General features: G+C 73.8%; 24 protein-coding genes and 1 pseudogene. 9 read left to right on the top strand and 16 right to left on the bottom strand.

The window, feature by feature from the left end; genetic code table 11:
- Positions 1–15: 15 nt before the first annotated feature.
- Together ACZ5DC_RS18455 and ACZ5DC_RS18450 are read left to right on the top strand one after the other, a co-directional pair.
- Positions 16–468, top strand: a pseudogene (locus tag ACZ5DC_RS18455) (FMN-binding protein); the annotation flags it as partial.
- Positions 469–481: 13 nt separating this feature from the next.
- Complete coding sequence (locus ACZ5DC_RS18450; protein WP_468653911.1) at positions 482–1,273, top strand: FAD:protein FMN transferase; 792 nt, start codon at positions 482–484, stop codon at positions 1,271–1,273.
- Between the two features lie 33 nt (positions 1,274–1,306).
- Here the strand turns inward: ACZ5DC_RS18450 and ACZ5DC_RS18445 are convergent, their stop codons facing one another.
- Positions 1,307–1,708 (bottom strand): hypothetical protein, encoded by a 402-nt coding sequence (locus tag ACZ5DC_RS18445; protein WP_468653909.1) that lies wholly within the window; start codon positions 1,706–1,708, stop codon positions 1,307–1,309.
- Here ACZ5DC_RS18445 and ACZ5DC_RS18440 point away from each other — a divergent pair.
- A complete protein-coding gene (locus ACZ5DC_RS18440; RefSeq protein ID WP_468653907.1) occupies positions 1,700–3,514 on the top strand; it encodes an ABC transporter ATP-binding protein in 1,815 nt (604 codons plus the stop codon). The two genes, ACZ5DC_RS18445 and ACZ5DC_RS18440, sit on opposite strands and share 9 nt — an antisense overlap.
- 70 nt (positions 3,515–3,584) lie before the next feature.
- On the opposite strand, the gene ACZ5DC_RS18435 is transcribed toward ACZ5DC_RS18440, so the two are convergent.
- The 11 genes from ACZ5DC_RS18435 to ACZ5DC_RS18385 all read right to left on the bottom strand — a co-directional run bounded on the left by ACZ5DC_RS18435 (position 3,585) and on the right by ACZ5DC_RS18385 (position 14,784).
- Entirely contained in the window at positions 3,585–4,355 is a 771-nt protein-coding gene (locus ACZ5DC_RS18435) for a hypothetical protein (protein ID WP_468653905.1), read from the bottom strand.
- Positions 4,345–4,932, bottom strand: a complete 588-nt coding sequence (locus tag ACZ5DC_RS18430; RefSeq protein WP_468653903.1) for an RNA polymerase sigma factor — start codon at positions 4,930–4,932, stop codon at positions 4,345–4,347. The genes ACZ5DC_RS18435 and ACZ5DC_RS18430 overlap by 11 nt, the downstream gene beginning before the upstream one ends.
- A gap of 108 nt (positions 4,933–5,040) precedes the next feature.
- Entirely contained in the window at positions 5,041–5,586 is a 546-nt protein-coding gene (locus ACZ5DC_RS18425; protein WP_468653901.1) for an arginine repressor, read from the bottom strand.
- 7 nt (positions 5,587–5,593) lie between these two features.
- Complete coding sequence (locus ACZ5DC_RS18420; protein WP_468653899.1) at positions 5,594–6,820, bottom strand: acetylornithine transaminase; 1,227 nt, start codon at positions 6,818–6,820, stop codon at positions 5,594–5,596.
- On the bottom strand, positions 6,817–7,725 hold the full coding sequence (argB, locus tag ACZ5DC_RS18415; protein WP_468653897.1) for an acetylglutamate kinase: 909 nt from the start codon (positions 7,723–7,725) through the stop codon (positions 6,817–6,819). The genes ACZ5DC_RS18420 and argB overlap by 4 nt, the downstream gene beginning before the upstream one ends.
- On the bottom strand, positions 7,722–8,876 hold the full coding sequence (argJ, locus tag ACZ5DC_RS18410; RefSeq protein ID WP_468653895.1) for a bifunctional glutamate N-acetyltransferase/amino-acid acetyltransferase ArgJ: 1,155 nt from the start codon (positions 8,874–8,876) through the stop codon (positions 7,722–7,724). The genes argB and argJ overlap by 4 nt, the downstream gene beginning before the upstream one ends.
- An 88-nt stretch (positions 8,877–8,964) precedes the next feature.
- Positions 8,965–9,993, bottom strand: a complete 1,029-nt coding sequence (gene argC, locus ACZ5DC_RS18405; protein ID WP_468653893.1) for an N-acetyl-gamma-glutamyl-phosphate reductase — start codon at positions 9,991–9,993, stop codon at positions 8,965–8,967.
- Positions 9,994–10,039: 46 nt separating this feature from the next.
- Positions 10,040–10,408 carry a GtrA family protein gene (locus ACZ5DC_RS18400; RefSeq protein ID WP_468653891.1) on the bottom strand — a complete coding sequence of 123 codons (369 nt, stop codon included), beginning with the start codon at positions 10,406–10,408 and terminating at the stop codon, positions 10,040–10,042.
- Positions 10,408–11,358: a glycosyltransferase family 2 protein gene (locus ACZ5DC_RS18395; RefSeq protein ID WP_366750813.1), complete on the bottom strand. Its 951-nt coding sequence runs from the start codon at positions 11,356–11,358 to the stop codon at positions 10,408–10,410. Before ACZ5DC_RS18395 ends, ACZ5DC_RS18400 begins: the two co-directional genes overlap by 1 nt.
- A gap of 22 nt (positions 11,359–11,380) precedes the next feature.
- Positions 11,381–13,933, bottom strand: a complete 2,553-nt coding sequence (locus ACZ5DC_RS18390) for a YfhO family protein (protein ID WP_468653889.1) — start codon at positions 13,931–13,933, stop codon at positions 11,381–11,383.
- 248 nt (positions 13,934–14,181) lie between these two features.
- Complete coding sequence (locus tag ACZ5DC_RS18385) at positions 14,182–14,784, bottom strand: ABATE domain-containing protein (protein WP_468653887.1); 603 nt, start codon at positions 14,782–14,784, stop codon at positions 14,182–14,184.
- Between the two features lie 82 nt (positions 14,785–14,866).
- Here ACZ5DC_RS18385 and ACZ5DC_RS18380 point away from each other — a divergent pair, with 82 nt between their 5' ends.
- A complete protein-coding gene (locus tag ACZ5DC_RS18380) occupies positions 14,867–16,099 on the top strand; it encodes a cysteine desulfurase (protein ID WP_468653886.1) in 1,233 nt (410 codons plus the stop codon).
- Between the two features lie 111 nt (positions 16,100–16,210).
- Entirely contained in the window at positions 16,211–16,678 is a 468-nt protein-coding gene (locus tag ACZ5DC_RS18375) for a DUF6314 family protein (protein ID WP_468653884.1), read from the top strand.
- On the opposite strand, the gene ACZ5DC_RS18370 is transcribed toward ACZ5DC_RS18375, so the two are convergent.
- The 3 genes from ACZ5DC_RS18370 to ACZ5DC_RS18360 are packed head-to-tail and all read right to left on the bottom strand — an operon-like array spanning position 16,660 to position 19,244.
- Positions 16,660–17,253: a histidine phosphatase family protein gene (locus ACZ5DC_RS18370; RefSeq protein ID WP_468653882.1), complete on the bottom strand. Its 594-nt coding sequence runs from the start codon at positions 17,251–17,253 to the stop codon at positions 16,660–16,662. The two genes, ACZ5DC_RS18375 and ACZ5DC_RS18370, sit on opposite strands and share 19 nt — an antisense overlap.
- A gap of 49 nt (positions 17,254–17,302) precedes the next feature.
- Positions 17,303–17,755, bottom strand: coding sequence for a GNAT family N-acetyltransferase (locus ACZ5DC_RS18365; protein WP_468653880.1), 453 nt, complete (start codon positions 17,753–17,755; stop codon positions 17,303–17,305).
- A gap of 10 nt (positions 17,756–17,765) precedes the next feature.
- Positions 17,766–19,244, bottom strand: a complete 1,479-nt coding sequence (locus ACZ5DC_RS18360; RefSeq protein WP_468653878.1) for an aminotransferase-like domain-containing protein — start codon at positions 19,242–19,244, stop codon at positions 17,766–17,768.
- Between ACZ5DC_RS18360 and ACZ5DC_RS18355 the strand changes: the two genes are divergently transcribed.
- On the top strand, positions 19,243–20,154 hold the full coding sequence (locus ACZ5DC_RS18355) for a DMT family transporter (protein WP_468653876.1): 912 nt from the start codon (positions 19,243–19,245) through the stop codon (positions 20,152–20,154). The genes ACZ5DC_RS18360 and ACZ5DC_RS18355 overlap by 2 nt on opposite strands.
- Positions 20,155–20,173: 19 nt before the next feature.
- Positions 20,174–20,371 carry a DUF1918 domain-containing protein gene (locus ACZ5DC_RS18350; protein WP_468653874.1) on the top strand — a complete coding sequence of 66 codons (198 nt, stop codon included), beginning with the start codon at positions 20,174–20,176 and terminating at the stop codon, positions 20,369–20,371.
- Here ACZ5DC_RS18350 and ACZ5DC_RS18345 read toward each other — a convergent pair whose 3' ends face one another.
- A complete protein-coding gene (locus ACZ5DC_RS18345) occupies positions 20,372–21,646 on the bottom strand; it encodes a glycoside hydrolase family 10-like protein (protein ID WP_468653872.1) in 1,275 nt (424 codons plus the stop codon). It abuts the gene before it with no gap.
- A gap of 170 nt (positions 21,647–21,816) precedes the next feature.
- Between ACZ5DC_RS18345 and ACZ5DC_RS18340 the strand changes: the two genes are divergently transcribed.
- Positions 21,817–22,677: a 3-hydroxybutyryl-CoA dehydrogenase gene (locus ACZ5DC_RS18340; protein ID WP_468653870.1), complete on the top strand. Its 861-nt coding sequence runs from the start codon at positions 21,817–21,819 to the stop codon at positions 22,675–22,677.
- A gap of 194 nt (positions 22,678–22,871) precedes the next feature.
- Entirely contained in the window at positions 22,872–23,132 is a 261-nt protein-coding gene (locus ACZ5DC_RS18335; RefSeq protein ID WP_171158001.1) for a hypothetical protein, read from the top strand.
- Positions 23,133–23,142 lie beyond the last annotated feature (10 nt).

Raw genomic sequence — 23,142 nt, 5'->3', positions numbered from 1 at the left:
CGGAGCTGCGAAGCGATGAGGAAGAGCCACCCCGTGCGGCGGGTCGTGCTGGCCACCGCCGCGACCGTGTCCGGTGTCGTGCTGCTGCTGTCGCTGAAGCCGGCGTCGGATCCGGCCGCCGCGTCGGCGGGCGCGGCCCCGCGGGCGCCGGCGGCCGGGCAGGAGTCGCCGCAGGGCGGAGCGCGGGGCGCGGCCCCGGCCGGCTCCGGCACGGTGACCGGTGACGCGGTGCGGACGCAGTACGGGGCCGTGCAGGTACGGCTGACCGTCAGCGCGGGGAAGATCACGAAGGCGGAGGCGGTCCAGGCTCCCGAGGGCGGCCTCAGCGACCAGAAGACCCAGCTCGCCGTCCCCAGACTCAACCAGGAAGCCGTGGCGGCCGGAACGGCGGACATCGACGCCGTCTCCGGAGCCACCTACACCAGCGAGGGCTACCGGCAGTCCCTCCAGTCGGCCCTGGACCGGGCCGGTGGCTGACACGATGGCAGAGGAGGCTCAGGCGCCCGCCGCGGTGCGTCACGCGGAGGAGGTGATGGGGACGGTCTTCTCCTTCGACGTGCGCGGCGGGGAGCCGGACGCGGTACGGGCGGCGCTCGCCGAGGCCGTCGCCGGGCTGCACCGGGCGGACGCGCTGTTCAGCACCTACCGCGAGGACAGCGAGGTGTCACGGCTGGCCCGGGATGAGCTGGACGTCTCCCGGTGCGCCCCCGAGGTGGCCGGGGTGCTGGAGCTGGCGGCCGAGGCGGAGCGGGTGAGCGAGGGGTGGTTCAGCACCCGTCACCGGGGCTCGCTGGACCCCACCGGCATCGTCAAGGGCTGGGCGGCCGAGCGGGCGGCGCGGCTGCTGGCGGCGGTGGCCGGGGTGCGGGGAGTGAGCGTCAACGGGGGCGGGGACGTGCAGTTGCTGGGCGCGCCGGAGCCGCAGCGTGCCTGGCGGGTGGGGGTGTCCGATCCGCTCCGGCCCGGCGGGCTGGCGGCGGTGGTCTCGGCGGCGGGCACGCAGGAGCTGGCGGTGGCGACGTCCGGTACGGCGGAGCGGGGGGCGCACATCGTGGACCCGCGCACCGGCCGGTCCGCGGTGACGGACCTGGTGGCGGTCACGGTCGTGGGGCCGCGTCTGACGTTCGTCGACTGCTGGGCCACGGCCGCGTTCGCGATGGGTTCCCGGGCGGGGCTGGACTGGCTGGAGTCCCTGCCGGACGTGGAGGCCCTGCTGATCACCGCCGGCGACGAGGTGCGGTGCACCGGGGGGCTGGCGGCGCGGCTGGGCTGAGAGCGGCCCGCTCCCCGTTCACCGCTTGGCAGTTCACGCGGCTGCCGGTCCACCGTCCGGAATTCCCTCCCCCGCGACGCCATCCGACGTCTGCCCTCGGACGTATCCCCTGTGGGGCGATTTCCAGGAGGAGACGACATGGCCATCTTCAGCAGTCTGCTGCCCGCGATGCGGGACCGCGACAGGGACGACGGCTCGCGGCACGGACATGGTCACGACCGCGACGACGACCACGGCCACGGCCACGGCCACCGCCACGACCACGACGACCGCCACGGTCACGGCGACCGCCACGACCACGACACCTACTGACCGCGTACGAAGCCGGGCGGACCGCGGGAGCAAGGCCCCGGTCCGCCCGGCCGGTGCCCGGGAACGCGGCCCCGGGCGACGCGGCCCCGACGCGCGTGACGAGGAACCCGTGCCATGGCGCATGTCCTGCGGCGTCCGCCCCCGAGCGGGGAGAGCTGTGATGCCGTGGTCGCGACCGCGCCGGGGGTCCCCCCGCGCGAGGTGTTCCGGCGGTTCTGGCCGTACACCCGCGGCGGCCGGCGCTGGCTCGTGCCCGTCGCCCTGTTCAGCGTGACCGGCCCCGCCGTCGACGCCGCCGAGCTGTGGCTGTTCAAGATCCTCGTGGACGACGTGCTCGTCCCCCGGGACCTGCACCCCTTCCTGTGGATCGCGCCGGCCTTTCTGGGCCTGGTCCTGTGCTCCGGCGTCCTCGGCTTCGCCGACGACGTGACGTCCACCTGGGTCGGCGAGCGCTTCCTGCTCGCCCTGCGCTCCGACGTGTTCCGGCACGTCCAGGGGCTGTCGCTCGGCTTCTTCGAGCGTCGCAGGCTCGGCGACGTGCTGTCCCGGGTCACGGGCGACGTCGACGCGGTGGAGACGTTCCTGCTCTCGGGCGTGGCGGACGCCCTCTACTACGCCGTCCGCCTGGCCGTCTTCCTGGGCCTGCTGGTCTGCCTGCGCTGGGACCTGACCGTGTTCGCCCTGGTCGTCGTGCCCCTGTTCTGGGGCGCCGCCCGGCACTTCTCACGGCTGCTCAAGGACGCGTCGCGGGAGCGCAGGCGCCGCAGCGGCTCGCTCAGCGCGATCGCCGAGGAGTCGCTGGGCAACGTCGTCCTGGTGCAGGCGTACAACCGGCAGGGCTGGGAGCAGCGCCGGTTCGAGCGGGAGAACCTGGGCCGGTTCCGGGCGGCGATGGCCTCGGCGCGGATCCGTGCCGTGTACGGGCCCGTCGTGGAGGTCATCGAGGTGGCCGGCGGCCTCGCCGTGCTGGGCCTGGGCACCTGGAAGCTGGCCCAGGGGCAGCTCACGCTCGGCGGACTGCTGGTCTTCCTCGCGCTGATCGGCAAGCTGTACGGCCCGGTGCGCGGCCTGTCCCGCCTCGGCACCACCTTCTACGCGGCCTCCGCCTCGGCGGAACGGATCATCGAGCTGCTGGACCAGCGGCCCCAGGTGACCGAGTCCCCGCACGCCCGGCGCACCGGCCGCGCCCGGGGGGACGTGGAGTTCGACGGGGTGTGGTTCCGCTACCCGGGCGGCTCCTCCTGGGCGCTGTCGGACGTGTCCTTCCACGCGGCGCCCGGGGAGACGCTGGCGCTGGTCGGGGCCAGCGGGGCGGGCAAGTCGACGGTCGCCAAGCTCCAGCTGCGCTTCTACGACCCCGACCGGGGCGCGGTCCGCCTCGACGGGACCGATCTGCGCCGGCTCGGCCTGTCCGACGTGCGGGACAGCGTGGCGGTGGTGCTCCAGGAGACGCTCGTCTTCCACGGCACCGTGCGGGACAACATCGCCTACGGGCGGCCGGGCGCCACGGACGCGGACATCGTCGCGGCGGCGCGGGCCGCGGACGCCCACGACTTCATCGAGCTGCTCCCGGAGGGCTACGACACCCTGGTGGGCCAGCGCGGCCGGACCCTGTCCGGCGGACAGTGCCAGCGCCTGGCGATCGCCCGCGCGATGGTCCGGGACGCGCCCGTCCTGCTCCTGGACGAACCGACGGCCGGGCTCGACGCGCGGTCCGGCCGGCGGATCATGGACCCGCTGCGCCGGCTCATGGCCGGGCGCACGACCGTCGTCATCTCCCACAACCTGCTGACCGTGCGCGACGCCACGCGCATCCTGGTGCTCGACCACGGCCGGATCACCGAGCACGGCACCCACACCGACCTGCTCGGGCAGGGCGGCGCCTACGCCCGGCTGCACCGGCTGCACACGGGAGCGGTGGGAGCGTGAGCGTCACCGCCGGGCCGGACGACCCCCTGGCCCCCGGCACCCGACCGGTCCCGACGCCCTTCCGGACGGTTCACGTCTTCGGGGTGACGACCTGCGCCTCGCGCAGCCGCGCGGTGGCGAGGACGGTGCCGTCGGACGACGTCAGACGGGCCCCGGAGTACCGGGTGAGGTCGACGGGGACGGACACGCCCCAGGCGCCGTGGCCGTCGCGCACGGTGAAGTCGCCGACGCGGACGCTGGTGCCGTCGGCGCGCTCCAGGAAACAGGTGACCCTTCCGGTGTACCGGGTGCCGGGGCGGGTGAGCGCGACGGTCAGGAACATCCAGCCGGGGGTGCCGGGGTGGGCGTAGACCTCGCCGGCGGACTGCCCGCCGCGCCCGGCCGGGGTCATGTCCCCGACGAGCACCGGCTCGGACTCGACGGCGGGCGGCGGCGAGGCGGTGACCTCCTCGACGGCGGTGCCGGCTGCCCAGCCGGCGAAGCCGACCGCGACGGCGAGCACGGCTCCGACCGCGGCGACCCGTACCCGGTGCCGCCGGGCGCCGTGGCGCAGGCCCCGGCGCGAGCGGCCGGGGACGCCCGCCGGCCGCTGCCCCTCGGACGCCGCCGACCGGGCGAGGCCGCGCGCCACGCGGGTCTCGAAGCCGGGCGGCGGCTCGCGGTCCGGGAGCAGGCCGACCAGCCGGTCGCCGACCAGGGTCAGTTGCCGGACGTACTCCCGGCAGTCCGCGCACCGGTCCAGATGGGCGACCGCCTCGGCCCGTTCCCGGCCGGGCAGCACGCCCAGGGCCAGCTCGGGACCGATCTCCCGCAGCTTCTCGCAGTTCGCGTCACTGGACATGGCCGCCCCGTTCCCGAGAAGCGACGGCGGCGCGCAGCCGCGCCATCGCCGTCCTGATCCGCGTCTTGGCGGTACCCAGCGGGATCCGCTCCGCGTCGGCGACCTGCCGGGCCGTCATGCCGTAGACGCCGGCCATCATCAGCGCCCTGGCCTGTTCCCGTGGCAGCCCTGCCAGGGCGGACCGGACCTGGGCGGACGCCTCGTCGGCCAGTGCCCACCGCTCGGGAGTCTCGGTGACGGCGTCCAGGAGGTCCTCGAGGTCCTCGGGAGCCACCGGCTCCGTCCGCCGGGCCCGGACCGCGTCGACGGCCAGGTTGTGCGCGATGGTCGTCAGCCACGTCATGACCGAGCCGCGTCGCGAGTCGTAGATCTGCGCGTGGCGCCAGGCGCGCTCGAACGTCTGCTGGGCGACGTCCTCGGCGAGCTGCTGGTCCCGGGTGACGGCCATGGCGACGCCGAAGACCCGGTGCTGGAACCTGTGGACGAAGATGACGGCCAGCTCCGGATCTCCGGCGGCCAGCCCGGACAGCAGCGCCTCGTCCGGGAGGCGGCCGACGGCGAACCGATGACCCGACACACCTCTGGGTACGTTCGACGGCCGCCAGGGGATTGCCCGTCCCGCTGGCCGCTCGCCGCGGAAGATCACATGCCCATTCTGCGCCGGGCGGCCGGGCCCCGCACCCGGTCAGTGCCCGTTCTGCGCCAGCCGCAGCAGATGGTCGGCCAGGGCCTGGCCCCCGCTGGGGTTCCGGCTGATCAGCAGCAGCGTGTCGTCACCGGCGATCGTCCCGAGGATGTCGTGCAGCTCCGCCTGGTCGATGGCGGAGGCGAGGAACTGCGCGGCCCCCGGAGGAGTCCGCAGGACCACCAGGTTCGCCGAGGCCTCCGCGGAGATCAGCAGCTCCTGGGAGAGCCGCCGCATCCGCTCCTCCTTCGCCGACTCCCCGAGCGGAGCGCGGGGAGTGCGGAAGCCGCCCTCGCTCGGCACCGCGTAGATCAGGTCGCCGTCGGTGTTGCGGATCTTCACCGCGTTCAGCTCGTCGAGGTCCCGGCTGAGCGTCGCCTGGGTCACGCTCAGCCCGTCGTCGGCGAGCAGCTTCGCCAGCTGGCTCTGCGACCGCACCGGCTGCCGGTTGAGGATGTCCACGATCCGCCGGTGCCGTGCGGTGCGGGTCTGCGGCACGGCGGGCCCGGCACCGTTGCCCGCCTCGTAGTCCTGCGCCTCGCTCATCGTCGTCTCATTCTCCGGATCGTCCTTCCCCGTCGGCGGGGTTCGCCGCGTCGAGGATGCCGGGCAGCGCCCGGAGCAGCGCACCCGCCTCGTCGTCGCGCAGATTCAGCGGCGGCATGAGCCGTACGACGTCGGGGGCGGGCGCGTTCACCAGGAACCCGGCCTCCTGGGCCGCCTCCTGCACCTGCGGTGCGCGCGGCCCGGTGAGCACGATACCCAGGAGCAGGCCCGCACCCCGGACATGATCGACCAAGGGGTGGTCCAGGGCCTCGACGCCGTCCCGCAGCCTCTCGCTCTGCCGCTTGACGTTGTCGAGCAGGCCCTCGCCCTCGATGGTGTCGAGCACGGCGAGCCCGGCGGCGCAGGCGACCGGGTTGCCGCCGAAGGTGGTCCCGTGCTGGCCGGGCCGCAGCAGTTCGGCGGCCCGGCCGAAGGCCACGGTCGCGCCGAGCGGCAGCCCGCCGCCGAGCTGCTTGGCGAGGGTGACGACGTCGGGCAGCACGCCCTCGTGTGCCTGGTACTCGAACCAGGTGCCGGTCCGCCCGATGCCGGTCTGCACCTCGTCCAGGACGAGCAGCGCACCCGTGGCGGCGGTGATCGCGCGGGCCGCCTTGAGGTAGCCGGCCGGGGGCACGACCACGCCGTTCTCGCCCTGGATCGGCTCGATGACCACCAGGGCGGTGTCCTCGGTGACCGCGGCGGCCAGCGCCTGCGCGTCGCCGTAGGGGACGTGGGTGACCTCGCCGGGCAGCGGCCGGAAGGGCTCCTGCTTGGCGGGCTGGCCGGTGAGCGCGAGGGCGCCCATCGTGCGGCCGTGGAAGCCGCCGTCGGTGGCGACCATGTGGGTGCGCCCGGTGAGCCGGCCGATCTTGAAGGCGGCCTCGTTGGCCTCGGCGCCGGAGTTGCAGAAGAACACCCTGCCCTCCCGGCCGAACAGCGTCAGGAGCCGTTCGGCGAGGGCGACGGTGGGCTCGGCCATGAAGAAGTTGGAGATGTGGCCGAGGGAGCCGATCTGCCGGGTCACGGCCTCGACGATCGCGGGGTGGGCGTGGCCGAGCGCGTTGGTGGCGATGCCGCCGACGAAGTCGAGGTACTGCCGGCCCTCGGCGTCCCAGACCCGGGTGCCCTCACCGCGGACGAGGGGCAGCCGCGGGGTGCCGTAGTTGTTCATGAGCGCGCCCTGCCAGCGCCCGGTCAGCTCCTGGTTGCCCTGGTTGCCCTGGTGGCCCGTCACTGCGCGTCCCCCTCAAGCTCGTCGGGCACGACCATGGTGCCGATGCCCTCGTCGGTGAAGATCTCCAGCAGGATCGAGTGCTGGACCCGGCCGTCGATGACGCGGGCGGTCGTCACGCCGTTGCGCACGGCGTGCAGGCAGCCCTCCATCTTCGGCACCATGCCGGAACTCAGCTCCGGCAGCAGCTTCTCCAGCTCGGCGGCGGTGAGCCGGCTGATCACCTCGTCGGAGTTCGGCCAGTCCTCGTAGAGGCCCTCGACGTCGGTGAGGACCATGAGGGTTTCGGCGCCCAGTGCCGCAGCGAGTGCCGCAGCCGCCGTATCAGCATTGACGTTGTAGACATGTCCGTCGTCCTGGGAGCGGGCGATCGAGGAGACGACCGGGATGCGGCCGTCGGCGAGCAGCGCCTCGATGGCGCCCGTGTCGAGGGCGGTGATCTCGCCGACCCGCCCGATGTCGACCGGCTCGCCGTCGATCTGGGGGGTGTGCTTGGTGGCGGTGATGGTGTGCGCGTCCTCGCCGGTCAGGCCGACGGCGAACGGGCCGTGCTGGTTGAGCAGGCCGACCAGCTCGCGCTGCACCTGCCCGGCCAGCACCATCCGTACGACGTCCATGGCGTCCTCGGTGGTGACGCGCAGGCCCGCCTTGAACTCGCTGACGATGCCGTGCCGGTCGAGGGCGGCGCTGATCTGCGGGCCGCCGCCGTGCACGACGACGGGCTTGAGACCGGCGTGCCGCAGGAAGACGACGTCCTGGGCGAAGGCGGCCTTCAGCTCCTCGTTCACCATGGCGTTGCCGCCGAACTTGATGACGACGATCTTGCCGTGGTGCCGGGTCAGCCAGGGCAGGGCCTCGATGAGGATCTGGGCTTTCGGCAGTGCCGTGTGTTTGCGCGTCGTGGTCATGAGGAGTAGGCGCTGTTCTCGTGGACGTAGTCGGCGGTCAGGTCGTTGGTCCAGATGGTCGCGGTCTCGGCGCCGGCGGCGAGGTCGGCCACGATGTGGACCTCGCGGTAGCGCATGTCGACCAGGTCGCGGTCCTCGCCGACGCCGCCGTTCTTGCAGACCCACACGCCGTTGATGGCGACGTTGAGCTGGTCCGGCTCGAAGGCGGCCTTGGTGGTGCCGATCGCGGAGAGCACGCGGCCCCAGTTGGGGTCCTCGCCGTGGATCGCGCACTTGAGGAGGTTGTTGCGGGCGATGGAGCGGCCCACCTCGACGGCGTCCTCCTCGCTCGCCGCGTTGACCACCTCGACCCTGATGTCCTTGCTGGCGCCCTCGGCGTCGCCGATGAGCTGCCGGCCGAGGTCGGCGCAGACCTGCCGTACGGCCTCGGCGAACTCCTCGTATGGCGGGGTGACGCCGCAGGCGCCGGAGGCGAGCAGCAGGACGGTGTCGTTGGTGGACATGCAGCCGTCGGAGTCGACGCGGTCGAAGGTGACCCTGGTCGCCGCGCGCAGGGCCCGGTCCAGGGTCGCGTCATCCAGGTCGGCGTCGGTGGTGAGGACGACGAGCATGGTGGCGAGGCCAGGGGCGAGCATGCCGGCGCCCTTGGCCATGCCGCCGACGGTCCAGCCGCCCTCGCCGCTGACGACGGACGTCTTGTGGACGGTGTCGGTGGTCTTGATGGCGATGGCGGCCTTCTCGCCGCCGTGCTCGCTCAAGGAGGCGGCGGCCGTCTCCACGCCCTTGAGGACCTTGTCCATGGGGAGCGGCACGCCGATCAGGCCGGTGGAGCAGACGGCGACCTCGATGGCGCCCCGGCCGAGCACCTCGGCGGCCTTCTCGGCGGTGGCGTGGGTGTCCTGGAAGCCCTGGGGACCGGTACAGGCGTTGGCGCCGCCGGAGTTGAGGACGACCGCCGAGACCTGGCCGCCCTTGAGGACCTGCTCGGACCAGAGGACCGGCGCGGCCTTCACACGGTTGGAGGTGAAGACGCCCGCGGCGGCACGGCGGGGCCCGTTGTTGACCACGAGGGCCAGGTCGGGGTTGCCGTTCTCCTTGATCCCGGCGGCGATCCCCGCGGCCGTGAATCCCTTGGCTGCCGTGACGCTCACTGCTTCTCCTTGTTCGCTTCTCCGCCCATGCAGCGCGGCGGTGCGGCCATCGTCGTCGTCTGCGGCCCGGCGGCTGCACGTACGTCGCTCACGGTGCGACTCCGATCGTGGAAAGCCCGGTGGTCTCGTCGAGACCCAGGGCGATGTTCATGCTCTGGACGGCACCGCCCGCGGTGCCCTTGGTCAGGTTGTCGATGACGCTGATCGCGATGATGCGGCCCACGGCGGCGTCGTACGCGACCTGCACCTGAACGGCGTTGGAACCGTGGACGGACGCCGTCGCGGGCCACTGGCCCTCGGGGAGCAGGTGGACGAAGGGCTCGTCGGCGTAGGCCTTCTCGTAGGCGGCGCGCACCGCGTCGGCCGTGACCCCCTCGGCGGCGGACGCGCTGCACGTGGCGAGGATCCCGCGCGGCATCGGGGCGAGGGTGGGGGTGAAGGAGACCTGCACGCTCTGCCCGGCCACCCCGCTGAGGTTCTGGATCATCTCGGGGGTGTGCCGGTGGCCGCCGCCGACGCCGTACGGCGACATGGAGCCCATGACCTCGCTGCCGAGCAGGTGCGGCTTGGGGGCCTTGCCCGCGCCGGAGGTGCCGGACGCGGCGACGATCACCGCCTCGGGCTCGGCGAGTCCGGCCGCGTAGGCCGGGTACAGGGCGAGGGAGACGGCGGTCGGGTAGCAGCCGGGCACCGCGATGCGCTTGGACCCCGTGAGCCGGGCGCGGGCGCCGGGGAGTTCGGGGAGGCCGTAGGGCCAGGTGCCGGCGTGCGGGGAGCCGTAGAACCGCTCCCAGTCGGCCGGGTCCTCCAGTCGGAAGTCGGCGCCCATGTCGATCACGAGGACGTCGGGTCCGAGCTGCTCGGCGACGGCGGCGGACTGGCCGTGCGGCAGCGCGAGGAAGACGACGTCGTGCCCGGCGAGCGCCTCGGGCGTGGTCTCGGCGAGCACGCGGTCGGCCAGCGGCAGCAGATGCGGCTGGAGCGCGCCGAGCCGCTGTCCGGCGTTGGAGTTCCCGGTCAGGGCACCGATCTCGACCTCGGGGTGCGCGAGGAGCAGGCGCAGGACCTCTCCGCCCGCGTATCCGCTCGCTCCGGCCACCGCCGCACGTACCGCCATGTCCATCCTCCTCCTGGATGGCATGACTATACGTACTGCTGCACGTTTATGCAATCGATCGAGGCAACATCACCCGGCGCGAAACGAGGAAGGTGACCGGGATCGCCGCCGCGGAGGCGAGCAGCGGGGCGAAGCGGCTGCCGGCGTGCAGGAGGTCGACGATGACGTAGACGCCCGCGGTGGTGATCAGGAAATTCGTCACGTTCGTCAGCGGGAACAGCAGGAATTTCCGCCAGGTGGGCCGGGTCCGGTAGGTGAAGCGCGCGTTCAGGAAAAAGGACCCGACCATGCTGAGCAGAAATGCCAGGACGTGCGCGGCCAGATAGGGAAGGGCGGTCAGGAACAGCAGGTAAAGACAGTAGTAGGCCGCCGTGTTCACGACGCCGACCGCCGCGAAGGTCAGAATCTGCCGCATCAGGGGATGAGATCTTTCGTCCGTTCCACGTTGGTCGCCTTCACCAGGAAGTGCGGGCGCCCCTTCACCTCGTAGTAGATGCGGCCGGTGTACTCCCCGATGACTCCCAGCATGACCATCTGGACGCCCGCGAGGGCGGTGACGGCGGTGATGATGGTCACATAGCCGGGGGTCTGGACACCGTGGACGAGCGCGGCGCCCACGATCCAGGCGGTGTAGAGGCCCGCGCACAGCAGCAGGCCCACACCGAGCCAGAGCGCGGCGCGCAGCGGGCGGTTGTTGAAGGACAGCAGGCCGTCGAGGCCGTAGTTGAGCAGGCCGCGCAGGTTCCAGGAACTGCGGCCGGCCTCGCGCGCGGCGTTGCGGTACTCGAAGGTGGTGCTCGGGAAGCCCACCCAGGCGAACAGGCCCTTGGAGAAGCGGTTGTACTCGGTGAGCGCCAGCACCGCGTCCACCACCCGGCGCGACAGCAGCCGGAAGTCCCCCACGCCGTCGACGAGTTCGACGTCGACCAGGCGGTTGACGAGCCGGTAGTACAACCGGGCGGTGAGGGTCCGGGTGAACCGGTCGCCGGTGCGGGTGCGCTTGGCGATGACCTGGTCGTGGCCCTGTTCGCGCAGCTCGACCATGCGCGTGATCAGCGCCGGCGGGTGCTGGAGGTCGGCGTCCATGACGATCACCGAGTCGCCCGAGGCGTGCCGCAGACCGGCGAGCAGGGCCGCCTCCTTGCCGAAGTTGCGGCTGAGGGAGACGTAGCGCACCCGGGAGTCGAGGTCCGCCAGCTCCCTGAGGACCGCGAGCGTCCGGTCCCGGCTGCCGTCGTCGACGTACACGAACTCCATGTCGTGGCCGAGCGGCAGCAGTTCCTCGGCGACCTTCTGGACCTCCTCGTGGAAGCGGGCGAGGACGTCCTCCTCGTTGTAGCAGGGCGCGACGATCGATATCAGCATGCGGGGTCCCCCCTGGGCGCGGTCAGCGAGCGGCGGTCGGGCACTCGCGCGGCGAAGTGGTCGTGGGCGGCGCCGGGGCGCGCCGGCGGCGGACGGCGGTGAGGGCGGTGAGCACGACGAGCGTCAGCAGCGAGGCGGCGCCCACGGCCGTGCCCAGCCGCAGGCCGGGTGGATGGAAGGTGCAGGTCAGGCTGGTGGCGGTGCCGTCGAGGGGCACGGCGATCAGGCCGTGGAAGGTGTCGGCGGGCCGCTCGGGTCCGTGGCCGGTGGCGCAGCGCCAGCCGGCGATCCGGGGTGCCGCGACGACCGCGACGCCCTTGCTGCCGGGGCGCAGCCGGGCCCGTACCGTGGCACCGGAGACGGTCACCTCGGTGGCGCCGGTCACCTTCAGGCGGGCGGCGGCCGCGGCCAGCCGCGCCGGGTCCAGGCAGCCGACGGCGGCGGACGGGATGCGTCCGGGCCGGTCCGGCCGCAGCTCGATCCGCAGCGGACCCGAGGCGGGGGCGGTGCCGAGCGGCTCCATGGCGGCGCGGTTGCGCGGGAACCGGGACCGGAACCGGGCGGGCTCCCCGGCGCCGGCGAGCCGCGCGGTGCCGGAGAAGTCCGGGGCCCACAGGTGGACCTGGGTGCCGGCGGGGCACCGGGCGGTGATCGTCGGCCGGACCAGGGCGTTGCCGGTGCCGACCCGCCGGGACGGGAGCGGCCGCCCGGCGTCGTCGCGCACGGTGACGCGGGACACGGTGTAGACGCGGCTGCCGAGCAGCAGTTCCTGGTTGCGGTACGGCGACGGTCCGAACGGTGTCCTGTCGGGCGCGGCCCGGACGGTGACCAGCGGCGGTACGTCCCGGCGGGTGACGGTCACCGGCCCGGCGTACGGGGACGGGTCCTTCTGGTGCGGGTCGGGCGGGGAGTGCACCCGGGCGCCGACGGAGAAGACGACGTCCGTGACGGCGTTGTCCAGGCTCTGCGGGCTGCGGCCGCGCGAGGTCCAGCCGTCGCCGAGGGCGGTGAGGGTGCGGCTGAGGACGTCCGGGGTCAGGCTGCTGTAGTACTGGGCGCCCTCGCCGCCCACCAGCAGCGGGTCGTTGCCGACGGTCTGCTCGCGGCCGGGGTCGGTGCGGTACCGCGGCCAGTCGTCGGCTCCGGCGATCGCCGCCGCCTGCGTCCGCTGCCGCTCGCCCCAGGGCGCGTAGTCGTCCAGGTGCCCGAGGCGCAGCCGGGTGGCCACGGCCGAGGTGGCGGCCGTCTCGCCCACCTGGGCGCCGAGGAGCAGGACGACGGCCAGCCCGGCGAGCCGGGTGCGGTGTCCGGCGCGGCCCAGCAGGGCCAGGCCGCCGACGGTGCCCGCGAGGGCGAGCAGCAGCACCGGCCAGGTGTACGGCCGGACCAGCGTGCTGCGGCTCGCGACGGCGACGACCAGCACGAGCAGGGCGGCCGCGGCTGCGAGGGCGCGCCGGTCGGGCAGGCCGTACGCCACGGCGTGCCAGGCGGCGACGACCAGCAGGCCGCACAGCACGAACGCCTGCCGGTAGGCGCTGCCCTGCGGGGTGGCGAAGGCGTGCCACAGCAGGTGGGTGGGGCCCCACTGGAGGGAGAGGGCCACCAGGAGCACCAGCGCCGTCCACCCGGCGCGCTCCCGGACCGGGACCGCCCGGTGGAAGGGCAGGGCGAGTGCGAGGAGCAGGGCGGTGACGCCGACGTAGAGGGCCGGGGAGCCGAAGCCGTAGGTGGCGGGCAGCAGCCGGGCGGCCACGTCCTCGGTGGGCACGGGGGCGAAGTGGCGTACGCGGCCGGGATAGGCGTGCTTCGTGCCGAAGTAGACGACCGTGACGAGCGGGGCGGCGAGGCCCGTGCCGAGTGCGGTGGTGAGGGCGGCGCGGCCGGCGGCGGCGAGGGCCTGCCGGCGTGGCGGGCGCGCGAGCAGCAGGCGCAGCAGCAGGACGAGGGCCGCGCCGAGGGTGGCCATGTAGGCGGTGTAGAAGTTGGCGGTCCAGGCGAGGGCGACGATCAGGACGCCGGTCAGGCGCCGGCGTCCGGTCAGCACCCACTCGCCGACCAGGCACAGCAGCGGCAGGGCGATCAGGCCGTCGAGCCACATGGGGTTGTAGGAGGCGTCGGCCGTACTCCAGCCGCACAGCGCGTACGAGGTGCCGAGCAGGCCCGCCGCCCACCAGCGGCCGGGGCGCAGGGTGAGCAGCAGCCAGGCCATGGCCGCCGCGGCGGAGGCGGTCTTCAGCACGGTGACGGCGTAGACGGCGAGGTCGATCTCGTCGCGCGGGAAGAGGGCGACGAGCAGGGCGTAGGGGCTGCCGAGGTAGGTGCCGAGGTCGGGCAGGAAGCCGGCGCCGTAGCCGGACTGCCAGTTGACGAGGAGGCCGCCGTGGCCCCTGCCGTGCAGCAGGTCCCACAGGTGGGCGTGGAAGGGCACGTACTGGTTGCCGAGGTCGTTGACGCTGCGGGTGCGGGGGCCGAAGGGATAGCCGCGCGCCAGTACGTCACCGGCGCAGAAGGCGGTGACCGTGACGGCGGCGGCGAGCAGGGCGGCGGCCTGCCGCGGCCGGGAGACCGCTTTCACACCCTGTTCCTGTCCGGGTGCCGGTGCGGGGTTCCCGTGCGCGGTGCCGCTTTCGCCGGGCGGGGTATTGCGCTGCATTTTCGGCGGTCCTCACGGAATGTGTGCCCCATCGATTCGCCGACTTAGACGGGGCGGGATTCCGGATGGTTGCCCGCCCACCGGAAAATAGGGCGGCCTCTTCCGCACAGGGGAAACACCGCGTGAATTCGATGTCCTTCCGGAAAACATTCGCTTTCCGGCGGGTGTTCTCAGGGTGAACCGGCCTTGCGGGCCGCGTAGGCCCGGGCCGCCCGGACCCGGTTGCCGCACTTGGTGGTGCACCAGCGGCGGGCGCCGTGGGAGCGCAGGAACCAGCGGGCGCACCCCTGGGCGGCGCACTCGGTGAGCAGGTCCGCGTCGGCGCCGGTGAGCAGGTCGGCGGCGTCCTCGGCGAGCTGGGACAGCGCGGCGGCGGCCGGGTTGCCGGTGTCGGGGACGTCGGCGCGGCGGGGGCCGTCGGCGGTCCAGGCCAGCCGGGGCGTGGCGGGGGCGGCGGCGAGGGTGGCGTTGAGGGTGTCGAGGGCGTCGGCGGGCGGCCGCGTCCCGGCGGCCCGCGCGGTGAACAGGGCCCGCAGCGCCTCGCGCAGGGCCCGCAGCCGGCCGGACTGCCTGCCGTTCAGGCTCACCCGGTCGGGCAGCAGCGCGTGCCGGACCAGCCACAGGTGGGCGGCCTCGGTGTCGTCGAGCAGGTCGACCTGGCCGTGGCTGACCGTGAACCGGGTGTTGACCAGCGCCAGCGCGGCGTACTCGTCCTCGCCGGGGACGGGGAGCTGGCGCAGGTGGACGGGGGCCTCGGGATGCACGGCTCTCATGGTAATCCTTGCGGTTCCGCGTGAGGAGGACTTAGCGTGTCTCACGGTTAATCGAGTACGAAACCGTGAGAGGTGAGCCGTCGTGGGCTTGGACGTGGACGCACTGCGCAAGGACTTCCCGATCCTTCGGCGGACGGTGGCGAGCGGCGCGCCGCTCGTCTACCTGGACTCCGGGGCGACCACCCAGAAGCCGCTCCAGGTGCTGGACGCCGAGCGGGACTTCTACCTCACGCGCAACGCGGCCGTGCACCGCGGGGCGCACCAGCTGGCGGGCGAGGCGACGGAGGCGTACGAGCAGGCCCGGCACACCGTCGCCCGGTTCATCGGCGCGGCCGACGACGAGGTGGTCTTCACCAAGAACACCACCGAGGGCATCAACCTGGTCGCCTACGCGCTGGGCAACGCCGGCCGGCTCGGCCCCGGCGACCGGATCGTGGTGACCGAGATGGAGCACCACGCCAACCTGGTCCCCTGGCAGCAGCTCGCCGAGCGGACCGGCGCCACGCTCGACTGGTTCGGCCTCACCGACGACGGCCGCCTCGACCTGTCCCGGGCGGACGAGCTGCTGGACGAGCGCACCAGGGTGCTCGCCCTCACCCACCAGTCCAACGTCCTCGGCACCATCAACCCGGTGCGCGCCCTCGCCGACCGCGCCCACGCGCACGGCGCCCTCGTGGTCGTGGACGGCGCCCAGTCCGTCCCGCACCGCCCGGTCGACGTGGGTGAGCTGGGCGCGGACTTCCTCGCCTTCTCCGGGCACAAGATGCTCGGGCCGAACGGCGTCGGTGTGCTGTGGGGCCGCGCCGGGCTCCTCGCCGGGCTGCCGCCGTTCCTCACCGGCGGCTCGATGATCGAGATCGTGGAGATGGACCGCACCACCTTCCTGCCGCCGCCGCAGCGCTTCGAGGCCGGGGTGCCGATGACCGCGCAGGCGGTGGGGCTCGCGGCGGCGGTGGAGTACCTGGAGCGGCTGGACATGGCCGAGGTGGCCGCGCACGAGGACACGCTCACCGCCCGCGCCCTCCGGCTGCTCGCCGAGGTGCCCGGGGTCCGGGTGGTCGGCCCGGCGGACCTCACCGACCGCGGCTCGGCCGTCTCCTTCACGGTCGACGGCGTCCACCCGCACGACGTCGGCCAGGTGCTGGACGAGCGGGGCGTCGCCGTCCGTGTCGGCCACCACTGCGCCCGTCCGGTCGTCCGCCGCTACGGCATCCCGGCGACGACCCGGGCGAGCTTCTACGTCTACAACACCCTTCAGGAGGTGGACGCGCTGGTGGACGGCGTCCGGGCGGCGCAGAAGTACTTCGGGGTGTGACCGGCGGGTTGATCCGCCGCCGCCTCCGCCCGACTGCCGGCGGCCGTGCGCGTCCGCGGGGCACCCGGCGCCCCGCAGCCGGCGGGACCGGGGCCGCGTAAGCTCCGGGACATGCGTGAGTTCTGGCCGGTGCCCGACGTGCTGGCCCATCTGGCCGGGCGGTGGCGCGTCGAGCGTGACGTGCGCGACCTGGCGAGCGGGGACGAGGGGCACTTCACGGGGACGACCGTCTTCACCGCGCTGGACGGCGGCGGGCTGTTGCACGAGGAGTCCGGCACCTTCACCTGGCAGGGGGTGGCCCGGCCCGCCACCCGGACCCTGCGCTTCCTGCCGGGACCCGCGCCCGGCCGGGCCGACGTGCGGTTCGCGGACGGACGGCCCTTCCACGAGCTGGACCTGACCACGGGCCGGTACCTCGCCGGCCACCCCTGCGCGGCCGACTTCTACCGCGGCGAGTTCACCGTCCGGGACGCCGACCGCTGGCGCACGGTGTGGCGGGTCGGCGGACCCGCGAAGGACCTCGTCCTCACCACCGACTACGTGCGCGAGGCAGCGGCCGGCTATCCGCGCGGGGCCTGAGCCGGGACCCCGTCGAAGCGGAGGCTCCAGCGGCCGGCGCGGCCCGTGACCGTCGTCGTGGACAGCGGGCGGACGTCGATGTTCCAGTAGGACGAGGGAGGCGCCTTCAGCGCGTAGACCAGGGCCGCCCGGATCACGGACGGCTCGGCCACGGCGACGATCCGGCCGCCGTCGTCCGCCGGCCGGGTGTCCAGCCAGTCGCCGACCCGGGAGATGAACGCCAGCAACGACTCGCCGCCGTGCGGGGCGGACCGCGGGTCGGCGAGCCAGGCGTCCACCGCGTCCGGCTCCCGGGCCATCGCCTCGCCCGGCGTCAGTCCCCGCCAGCGGCCCATGTCGCAGTCCCGCAGCGCGAGCTGGACCAGCGGGGCGTAACCTAGGGCGTCGCCGGTGGCCCGGCTGCGCGGCGTCGGCGAGCAGTAGCGCAGCTCCGCGGCGGCCAGCGGCAACAGGTCCCGGGCGACCCGCTGCACCTCGTCCCAGCCGCCCTGGTCCAGCGGCCGGTCGTCCTCGAAGCGCTCCGCGAGCGGCGCGGCACCGCGCGCGGCGGCGACGAACGTCAGCCTCAGTGGCATGCGGTGATGGTGGGCCCCGGCGAGCAGCAGGTCAAGAGAAGCGGCGCGGTCAGGCGTCGGCCGTCCGCCCGAAGGTGTGCACCATGTACAGCTCTGGGCGGTCCAGCGGCCGGAAGCCCAGCTTCTCGTAGAGACCGTGCGCGTCCTGCGTCGCCAGCAGCAGGCGGCGCAGGCCGAGCGGCTCCAGGTGCGCGCGGACGCGGGCGACGAACGCCGCGCCGACGCCCTTGCCGCGCACCTCCGGGTCGACGTACACGTCGGCGAGCCAGGCGAAGAGCGCCTGGTCGGTGACCACGCGCGCGTACGCCACCTGCTCCCCCGAGCACGTGTCGTACACCCCGAAGTTCAGCGAGGACGCCATCGCCCGCTCGTGCGTCTCCCGCGGGCGGCCGACCGCCCAGTACGCGTCGGACGACAGCCAGCCGTGCACGCGTTCGACGTCGACGCGGTCGGAATCGGCGGAGAACTCGTACCCCTCGGGCAGGTCGGATGCATCGCTCATAGGGTGATCCTCACAGGCCCGGCCGCTCGCCGGCGAGCGGATTGCGCACGGCTTCGTCGTACGCCGCCCGCAGCCGCCGCACCCCCTCCGCGATCTCCCCGGTGCCGGCGACCGCGGCGAAGCTCAGGCGGAGGTGGGCGGCGGGGGGTTCGGCGCTGAAGTAGGGGCGGCCGGGGGTGACGGCGACGCCGGCGCGCAGGGCCGCCGCGGTCAGCGCGGCCTCCGCCCCGGAGCCGACGGCGCCGTCGGGCAGCCGCACCCACAGGTGGTAGCCGCCGGACGGGATGTGCGGCAGGGCCAGGTCCGGCAGGTGCCGGGCGAGCGCGCTGGTCATGGCGTCGCGGCGGGTCTTCAGCTCGGCCGACAGCGCCCGCAGGTGGCGGGGCCAGGCCGGGGAGCCGACGAGTTCCAGGGCGGCCTCCTGGAGCGGCCGGGGGACGAAGAAGCTGTCCACGACCTGGATGGCGCGCAGCCGTTCCAGCACCGGCCCGTGCGCGGCCAGGGCGCTCACCCGGAAGCTGGGCGAGGTCGCCTTGGTCAGCGAGCCGACGTGGACGACGACGCCGTCCGGGTCGTCGGCGGCCAGCGGGCGGGGCAGCGGGCCGGCGTCGGCGTGCACGAGCCGGCGGACGTAGTCGTCCTCCACGACGAACGCGCCGGCCTCCCGGGCGATGCGCAGCACCTCGGTGCGCCGGACGGGAGCCAGCACCGCGCCGGTGGGGTTCTGGAACAGCGGCTGGCAGACGAAGACGCGGGCACCGGTGGCGTGGAAGGCGTCCGCGAGCAGGTCCGGGCGCACCCCGTCGGGGTCGACGGGCACCGGGACGGGCCGCAGTCCGGCCGCGCGGGCGAGGGCCAGCATGCCCGGGTAGGTGGGCGACTCCACGAGCACCGGGGCGCCGGGCGGGGCGAGCGCGCGCAGGGCGGTGGCCAGCGCGGCCTGGCCGCCCGCGGCGATCAGCACCTCGGCCGCGGTGACGGCGCCGCCGATCCCGCGCGCGAACCACTCCCGCAGCTCCGGCAGCCCCTCCAGCGGCGGTCGTCCCCAGGCGCCGGGCCGCCGCCCGGCCCGGGCGAGGGCCGCCGCCATGGCGCGCTCGGGCTGGAGCGAGGGGTGCAGATAGCCGCCGCTGAGCTCCAGGACCCCGGGAGGCGGCGCGGCGAGCGAGACCGTGACGCCGGAGGCGTCCACGGTGCGCGGTACGAGGTCGGCGGCGCCGTCGGCGCTCAGCGCGACCTCCTGCCAGGAGGTGTCGCCGGCGAGGGTCTCGCCGCGGTGCGGCCGGGCCCGGAAGGCGCCCGCGCCGGGCCGGGTGACCACCAGGCCCTCGGCGGCGAGCCGGGCGAGCGCCCGGGAGACGGTCACGGGGCTCACCCGGAACCGTTCGACCAGCGCCCGGCTCGACGGGAGCTTTCCACCTGGAGAGTAGCGGTCGAGCTCTCTCTTCAACTGTTCCGCCAGTTCGCCCACACTGCTACGCTCTTGCATGAGAGCACAGAGTAGCGCTACTGCCGCGAGTCCGATAGCAGTCGACGCCCCCGGGGAGTTCCGGGGGCTCGGCACCGTCCAGGCCGCCCTCGGCGTGGTCGCCTTCTCCCTGACCTTCCCCGCGACCGCCTGGGGTCTGGAGAGCTTCGGCCCGTGGTCGCTGGTGGCGGTGCGCGGCGTCCTCGCCGCACTGGTCGCCGGCGGCTGTCTGCTGGCCCTGCGCGTACGGCTGCCGGCGCGGCGGCACCTCGCCGGGCTCTCGGTGGTCGCCGCCGGAGTCGTGCTCGGCTTCCCGATGCTGACCACGCTCGCGCTCCAGACGTCCACCACCGCCCACGCGGCCGTCGTGGTGGGCCTGCTGCCGCTGACCACCGCGGTGTTCTCGGCCCTGCGCACCGGCGCCCGGCCCTCCCGCCGGTTCTGGCTGGCGGCCGTGGCGGGCGCGGCGGCCGTGCTCGCCTTCACCGTCGGCCAGAGCGGCGGCGCGCTCACCACGGCCGACGGCTATCTCTTCGGGGCGCTGCTGGTGTGCGCGGCCGGGTACACCGAGGGCGGCCGGCTGGCCCGGGTCATGCCGGGCTGGCAGGTCATCGGCTGGGCGCTGGTGCTGTGCCTGCCGCTGACCGTGCCGGCCGCGGCGCTGGCGCTGTCGTACGAGCCGGTGCGCCTGGGCGCGCACGGCGTCGCCGGCCTGGTGTGGGTGGCGCTCGGTTCGCAGTTCCTCGGGCTGGTCGTCTGGTACCGCGGGATGGCGGCCATCGGCATACCCCGGGCCAGCCAGTTGCAGTTGGCTCAGCCCCTGCTCACACTGGTGTGGTCGGCGCTGCTGCTGGGCGAGCACTTCACGGTGGCCGCTCCCCTGACCGCCCTCGCGGTGCTCGTGTGCATCGCCGTCACCCAGCGGTCGTGATCGTGAGGAGGGCCTGTAGATGCGCGCGTCCAAGGGCGACAAGCTGGTCCAGCACGGCAGGGTGGTGGGTCAGCACGACCACGTCTCGGAAGTCGTAGAAGTGCTCGGGCAGGAGGGCAACCCGCCGTACCGCGTCCGTTTCGAGGACGGGCACGAGGCGATCATGTCCCCCGGTCCCGACTGTCAGGTCAGGCACAGGGACGAGCAACAGCACTAGTCAGCGCGGTGGGTCCGCCGGCCCGGAGTAGTGGTCGGCGACCACCCGTGCCATCGCCCCGATCCGGTCGGCGGCCACGTCCGCCGCGGCGAAGAACACGTGCCCGCGCACCTGCGGGTACCGGGCGGCGAGGGTCAGGTGCCGGGACAGTTCCACCGGGTCCCGCCAGGCCGACGACTCCCCGGCGGCGCCCGCCCGGTACAGCGCCTCGCCGATGCAGAGCTGGGTCCTGGTGCCCTCGGCGGCCCGCGCCCACCACTCCAGGAGCCGGGCGTAGTCGGCGGCGGGGTCCCCGATGTGCCAGTAGAGCTGCGGGACGACGTAGTCGATCCAGTGGTTGCGGACCCAGGTGCGGGTGTCCGCGTACAGGTCGTCGTACGTCTGCACGCCCGCCTGTGTGTCGGAGCCGCGCGGGTCGGTCGACGCGTTGCGCCACACCCCGAAGGGGCTGACGCCGAACCGGGTGCCGGGGCGGACCCGCTTGATGCCGGCGGCCGTCTCGCGCACGAAGGTGTCGATGTTGTCCCGGCGCCAGGCGGCCCGGGAGGAGAAGGCACCGCCGTGGCGGTCGTACGCGTCGTCGTCGTCGAAGGTCTCCCCGTCGGCCGGATAGGGGTAGAAGTAGTCGTCGAAGTGGACGGCGTCGACCGGGTAGCGGGCGACCGCGTCGAGGATCGCCTGCCGCACGAAGGCGCGCACCTCGGGCAGGCCGGGGTTGTAGTAGAGCCGGCCGTCGTAGGGCACCACCCAGTCGGGGTGCTTGCGGGCCGGGTGGGAGGCGGTCAGCCGGCCCGGATCGGTGTGCTGGGCGATCCGGTACGGGTTGAACCAGGCGTGCAGCTCCAGGCCCCGGGCGTGTGCCTCCTTCACGGCCGTGCCGAGCGGGTCCCACCCCGGGTGCCTGCCCTGGGTGCCGGTGAGGTACTCGGACCAGGGTTCGTACGGCGACGGCCACAGCGCGTCGGCCGTGGGCCGCACCTGGAGGATCACGGTGTTGAGGCGGTCGCGGACCGCGCGGTCGAGGTGGGCGGTCAGCTCCTCGCGCTGCGCGCTCGCCGGGAGGCCGGCCCGCGAGGGCCAGTCCCGGTTGGCGACGGTGGCGATCCACACGCCCCGCATCCGGGCGGCGGCGCGCGCGGTGCGGCCGGCGGGGTGCGGCGTGGGAGCGGGCCCGGCCCGGCCCGGGACCGGCGCGCTCCGCGTCGGCACGGCCGGTGCCGTGGCCAGCGTGGACAGCGCGCCCAGGGCGAAGGTCCGCCGCGACATGCGCCCCATCGGCACACCCTCGTTCGCTCGGGATCCGCTCGGTCACGGACCGCTGTGCGGTTCAGGATTCCCAACCCCGGCGATCGATCATCGATACTTGGCGGTAACGTGCACGATCGGAGCAGGCGCCGAACCCGGAGGTCTGCCAGCGAGCCGGAGAACTCAGCGAAGGGAACGATGTGACCGACATCGAGCGCGTCGGAGTCGTGGGCTGCGGCCAGATGGGTGCGGGCATCGCCGAGGTGTGCGCCCGCGCGGGACTGGACGTGAAGGTCGCCGAGACCACCGGCGAGGCCCTGGAGATCGGCCGTACCCGGCTGTACAACTCCCTGGCCAAGGCCGCCGAGCGCGGCAAGATCTCCGAGGAGGAGCGGGATTCCACCCAGGCGCGGCTGAGCTTCACCACCGACCTCGGCGAGTTCGCCGACCGGGACCTGGTGATCGAGGCCGTCGTCGAGAACGAGCAGGTCAAGACGGAGATCTTCCAGGTGCTCGACCAGGTGGTGACCCGGCCGGACGCGATCCTGGCCTCCAACACCTCCTCGATCCCGCTGGTGAAGCTGGCGGTCGCCACCTCCCGCCCGGACCACGTGGTCGGCGTCCACTTCTTCAACCCGGCCCCGGTGCAGAAGCTGGTCGAGCTGATCCCGGCGCTCACCACCTCCGAGGGCACGCTCAGCCGCGCCCAGGTCTTCGCCGAGAAGGTGCTCGGCAAGCACGCCATCCGCGCCCAGGACCGCTCCGGCTTCGTGGTGAACGCTCTGCTCGTGCCGTACCTGCTGTCCGCGATCCGGATGTTCGAGTCGGGCATCGCGAGCCGCGAGGACATCGACAACGGCATGGAGATGGGCTGCGCCCACCCGATGGGCCCGCTGAAGCTGTCCGACCTGATCGGCCTGGACACCATCGTCTCCATCGCCAACTCGATGTACGCCGAGTACAAGGAGCCGCTGTACGCCGCTCCCCCGCTGCTCCAGCGCATGGTGGAGGCGGGCCGGCTCGGCCGGAAGACCGGCTCGGGTTTCTACACCTACGGCTGATTACGAACAGCGACGCCCACGGGCCCGGCACCGGATTGCGGTGCCGGGCCCGTCCGTTTCACACACCGTGTGCGCGCCGGGCACGCATATGCCCGCCACACACGCTCCCCACGCGCCCACCAGGCGAGTTGACTCATCATGCGCATGCAAGGGATGCGGAACCATCCATTTCGACCACCGAAAGGAGCGGACCTGTGACCGCCGAACCGGAGCATCCCGTGGTCCATGGAGAACTCGCAGAGTTACGGCGCCGTCTCGACGTGGCCTATGCCCGTGTCGAGGGAGGACTGGCGCTGCTGCGTCACCGTACCGAGGAGACCGCCAAGGAACTGGACGAGCTGAACACCCGGATGGCCTCGCTGGAACACGCACGCTGGCCGCTGCCCTCGCTCGCCGCGCTGACCGCGCTCGGTGCGCTCGTGGTGACGGTGTGGCAGGCGCTGGCCGCCCGCTAGCCGCCGGCTC

This window comes from Streptomyces sp. NPDC031445, assembly GCF_055581365.1.
The sequence above is the reverse complement of the archived record's forward strand: the minus strand, read 5'-3'. Positions and strand labels throughout refer to the sequence as shown.

Bases quoted from the DNA above. Each gene is read 5' to 3' on its own strand.
- ACZ5DC_RS18450 (WP_468653911.1), top strand. From the start codon at position 482: ATGGCAGAGGAGGCTCAGGCGCCCGCCGCGGTGCGTCACGCGGAGGAG.
- ACZ5DC_RS18440 (WP_468653907.1), top strand. From the start codon at position 1,700: ATGGCGCATGTCCTGCGGCGTCCGCCCCCGAGCGGGGAGAGCTGTGAT.
- ACZ5DC_RS18445 (WP_468653909.1), bottom strand. From the start codon at position 1,708: ATGCGCCATGGCACGGGTTCCTCGTCACGCGCGTCGGGGCCGCGTCGC.
- ACZ5DC_RS18435 (WP_468653905.1), bottom strand. From the start codon at position 4,355: ATGTCCAGTGACGCGAACTGCGAGAAGCTGCGGGAGATCGGTCCCGAG.
- ACZ5DC_RS18425 (WP_468653901.1), bottom strand. From the start codon at position 5,586: ATGAGCGAGGCGCAGGACTACGAGGCGGGCAACGGTGCCGGGCCCGCC.
- argB (WP_468653897.1), bottom strand. From the start codon at position 7,725: ATGACCACGACGCGCAAACACACGGCACTGCCGAAAGCCCAGATCCTC.
- argC (WP_468653893.1), bottom strand. From the start codon at position 9,993: ATGGCGGTACGTGCGGCGGTGGCCGGAGCGAGCGGATACGCGGGCGGA.
- ACZ5DC_RS18400 (WP_468653891.1), bottom strand. From the start codon at position 10,408: ATGCGGCAGATTCTGACCTTCGCGGCGGTCGGCGTCGTGAACACGGCG.
- ACZ5DC_RS18395 (WP_366750813.1), bottom strand. From the start codon at position 11,358: ATGCTGATATCGATCGTCGCGCCCTGCTACAACGAGGAGGACGTCCTC.
- ACZ5DC_RS18385 (WP_468653887.1), bottom strand. From the start codon at position 14,784: ATGAGAGCCGTGCATCCCGAGGCCCCCGTCCACCTGCGCCAGCTCCCC.
- ACZ5DC_RS18375 (WP_468653884.1), top strand. From the start codon at position 16,211: ATGCGTGAGTTCTGGCCGGTGCCCGACGTGCTGGCCCATCTGGCCGGG.
- ACZ5DC_RS18370 (WP_468653882.1), bottom strand. From the start codon at position 17,253: ATGCCACTGAGGCTGACGTTCGTCGCCGCCGCGCGCGGTGCCGCGCCG.
- ACZ5DC_RS18365 (WP_468653880.1), bottom strand. From the start codon at position 17,755: ATGAGCGATGCATCCGACCTGCCCGAGGGGTACGAGTTCTCCGCCGAT.
- ACZ5DC_RS18355 (WP_468653876.1), top strand. From the start codon at position 19,243: ATGAGAGCACAGAGTAGCGCTACTGCCGCGAGTCCGATAGCAGTCGAC.
- ACZ5DC_RS18360 (WP_468653878.1), bottom strand. From the start codon at position 19,244: ATGCAAGAGCGTAGCAGTGTGGGCGAACTGGCGGAACAGTTGAAGAGA.
- ACZ5DC_RS18350 (WP_468653874.1), top strand. From the start codon at position 20,174: ATGCGCGCGTCCAAGGGCGACAAGCTGGTCCAGCACGGCAGGGTGGTG.
- ACZ5DC_RS18345 (WP_468653872.1), bottom strand. From the start codon at position 21,646: ATGGGGCGCATGTCGCGGCGGACCTTCGCCCTGGGCGCGCTGTCCACG.